The organism is uncultured Cyclobacterium sp. (assembly GCF_963976465.1).
GTDB lineage: Bacteria > Bacteroidota > Bacteroidia > Cytophagales > Cyclobacteriaceae > Cyclobacterium.
Map to the genome: position 1 here is coordinate 1 of NZ_CAXBOC010000522.1, position 3,709 is coordinate 3,709.

The 3,709-nt window shown below is 37.8% G+C and carries 2 protein-coding genes and 1 pseudogene; all 3 read left to right on the top strand.

Annotated elements, in window-relative coordinates; all coding sequences use genetic code 11:
* Positions 1-176, top strand: a pseudogene (locus AAC037_RS21485) (Crp/Fnr family transcriptional regulator); the annotation flags it as partial.
* 85 nt (positions 177-261) lie between these two features.
* Positions 262-885: a hypothetical protein gene (locus AAC037_RS21490; RefSeq protein WP_339905511.1), complete on the top strand. Its 624-nt coding sequence runs from the start codon at positions 262-264 to the stop codon at positions 883-885.
* Positions 886-1,329: 444 nt separating this feature from the next.
* Positions 1,330-3,177 (top strand): pyridoxal-dependent decarboxylase, encoded by a 1,848-nt coding sequence (locus AAC037_RS21495; RefSeq protein WP_339905512.1) that lies wholly within the window; start codon positions 1,330-1,332, stop codon positions 3,175-3,177.
* The last annotated feature ends 532 nt before the right edge of the window (positions 3,178-3,709 follow it).

Sequence of the window (3,709 nt, forward strand, 5' to 3'; positions counted from 1 at the left end):
GCTCTCTTGATAATTTTAAATACTCCCCCCCTGCCAAGCGCTATGAAAATTTGGTGGAAACCAGACCTGATTTGGTCCAAAGGGTTCCTCAACATCAACTGGCAAGTTTTCTGGGAATTACTCCCCAATCCCTTAGTCGATTAAAAGCAAGACTACAGAAAACAAAAAAGAATTAAAATTCATTTGTTAACTTAAGTGAACGTTTTTTAGGGCCTTTCCGCTGCAACTTTGCATTATCTTTTAACTTAAAACATTAAAAAAATGCAAAAATTGATAGTAGTATTTGGCTTCATCTTCTTATGTACCTTACCTATCCAACTAAAAGCGCAATATGCAAAACAAGACACCTCTTACAGTAAGTTTTTCATAGGGAGTACATTTTTTATGTTATACAATTTCGTCCCTGACGACAATTCTCCAAAATTTGTACAACTCAACTTAGGTTATCGCTTAGGCCCTAAAGATGCTTTATCCTTAGAGCTTAAAACTTGGGAATATGGCTGGTCTCTAGGAATTCCTTACGGAGATAAATATGAAGCGCCGGAAGAAAAATTTCCCGGAAAGATTAGTGAATATGGATTTGCTTTTGCCTACCAGCATTTTTGGTGGAAGGGATTGTACACAGGTATACATGTGATGAATGCCTTTCAAACATTTAAGAATGAAGAGGGAGCAAAAATTAAAAAAGGATTCCAAATATTCAATACCTACCGCCTTGGATATCAATTCAAACTCTTCCATGGTAAATTTTTTATCGAACCCTCCATAGCCATAACCCACAGACCTTACCATTCCAAAATGCCTGATGATTTTAAAGCTTTAGATGATAAATGGCCAAATTATTTCATTGGTGAACCGGGGCTTCATTTTGGTTATAACTTTTAATAGTTTTGGCTGTACGGAAGAATAGCCGGCCTTAGTGTATATTTTGTCAGCATTGTTTCAAAAAATGTTACAATGCTGACAAAATCATGTTTACTCAACTTGCTCTGAATATAAATCAAAATTGACCGTCCCATTAGCATCAGACTTTTTTTTCTAGATCCACATTTTTAATTACTCATTGATCGGTAAACTTACTCCCCATTGCATAAAAGGAACTTGTACTATAAGATAACTCTCTGTATATTAGACCTACAAACCTGAAGATTGCTGATACAGACTAGGATTGAGTCAAGAGAACAGTATCTTCAGGATTTTGCCTTTCAAAAGTGTTATAATAATGCAATAGATATGGCATTTAGCCGTCTACCTATTTTTCTACCATTTTTTGCCAACGAATCACCAATGATTATCCAAGCAGCTACCTTTTAAACTAAAAAAACAACCATGCCAGCAGTAAACCCAAAATCTCAGCAAGTACCTTACGGCCCTAAACAACTTCCATGGACTGATCAGGTACCGGAAGGAGCCGTTGTATCCAAGCCAAGCAATGATCCAAAGGAGGTATATGTTTCGGTACCTCCCAAAGATGTCTGCGGAAACTTTTCGCAAATAAATTACAGTCAGTTCGAAATCCCTCCTACAGGCTTGTCAGATGAGGAACGAGAAATAGCCTTGGCTTCTTTTAAAGAATTTATTGAAACCCAACATTCCCATTTTGCAGGGTTTCAGGGAAATCAAGACCAGAACTATGCAGATCGATTTCCTTACCTTATGGACATGCATGCCAATAATATTGGTGATCCTTTTAGCAGTGGTCGATATACCCTTAACTCTAAATTCTGTGAGCGTGCCGTCTTAGATTATTTTGCTGCCCTTTGGAATAACAATTGGCCCCATACAGCTGCTACTAACCAAAAAGATTCGAGTTCCAGGTATTGGGGATATGTTCTCACAATGGGTTTTACTGAAGGAAATATATACGGTCTTTTCAATGCCAGAGATTACCTTAAAGGCAGAACCATTCTTGAAGATCAAAAAACGAATGCGCAAATTGATGCCTATACCAGAAGAGGCAGGGAAACAAGAGGACAGCATTTTTCTTATAAAGCCCCTATACAAACTGAGGACACTTCTGAAAATGCCTACACCCCTGTGCTTTTCTATTCAGAGGATGTTCATTATTCCATTCAAAAAGCTTCACACTTATTAGAATTGCCTACATTTCAGAAAATAGGACAAAATAAATATCCCGGACAATGTCCCATTACCAATGATGGAAGTTGGCCTGAAATGGTTCCCTCCCATGATTTTGATAAAGACAATCCCCAATCAGGGTCGGTGAAAATTGAAGAATTAACAAAGTTGGTTCATTATTTTGTCGATAAAGGCTATCCTGTTGTAGTTGTAGCCAATATAGGAACCACGTGGAAAGGTGCATATGATGATGTTCCTGCCATTAATGCCATGTTTGAAAAATTAGGAGAAAAATATCCTTGGCTGTGGGAACGCAAGGTGGTATATGGGAAAGATGAAAAAGGAAATCCATTAATTGATATTCGTAGAGGTTTTTGGCTCCATGTGGATGGCGCCCTCGGTGCTGCTTATTTACCTTTTGTGGAAATGGCACATAACCGAAATCTCTTGAATGAAAAAGGCCCTATGTTTGACTTTCGCAATCCTGCGGTGATGAGCGTAGGTTGTTCTATGCACAAATGGCTTGGAGGTCCCTGGCCTTCAGGCATCTTTATGACACGTAGTGGCTATCAGTTATTACCCCCGGATGCTGCAAGTTCCTTTTTAGGTACTCCTGACACCACACTGGGAGGCTCACGTTCAGCCTTTTCACCCATGATCCTGTGGGATTATTTTTCCAGAATGAGTTATGAGGACAATATGAATAAGGCCGTAGAAACAGAAAATGTCTCGGCCTATCTAGAAACAGAACTGTTCAAGTTTGAATCCGAATTAAAAGCAAAATTTGGTTCTGAGGTCGATTTATGGATTGCCCGATCACGTTTGAGTCTGACCGTCCGTTTTCGATTGGTCAACGAAACATTAAATTACAAATGGTCCTTAGATACGGATAGGCTTTGGGTTCCTGTCAATGAAAAAGAACGCCAGTTACGGTCTTATTCCCATATCTTTATCATGCACTCTGTTGGCAAAGCGCGAATTGATGCCTTTATGGCTGATTTAAGAGAAAATTGCAAAACAGATTGGCATATAGCCTTTCCTAAGATCGATTATAGTGCAGTACCTCCAGGCCCAAATCCGGAATTTCAAATGGAGTAATATCATTTGGCGAAGAAGAGGTTAGACATATCCACGTTAACTTACTGACTTGTAATGAATAAATTTCAAATTGAACATATTGCCATTTAGATCAAAGAATTTCCACTTGGATTTCCTGAATTTTCTAAGTGAGAGTTGAAATAACAAGAATATCTGGCTGATTTCGAATCGATTTCAGCCAGATTTTTTATTTCATATTTCGAGTATATGACCTGCGTTCGTATTCAATTGATAAATTCTACGAAAATATGTTGATCTTTAGCTAAATCATAAATATAGTTGGTAATTGGAAATACCGGTGATGTTGATAGAAGAATTATTATTTTAGATGAAAACTAGCTATATTTTTAGCTGAATTTTGGGCGGCGAAAAGAAAACTTGCAAAAACAAATTGCCCCCCAAGCGCTTCAAAATAACTTCCTAAAAGGAAATTAAAATCATCTATTTATGAAAAGTATTGACGTTGTTGCAGGTATAATCCTCTATAAAAACCGTATTCTATGCGTTCAAAGACCCGAAAGCAAACAGCAAT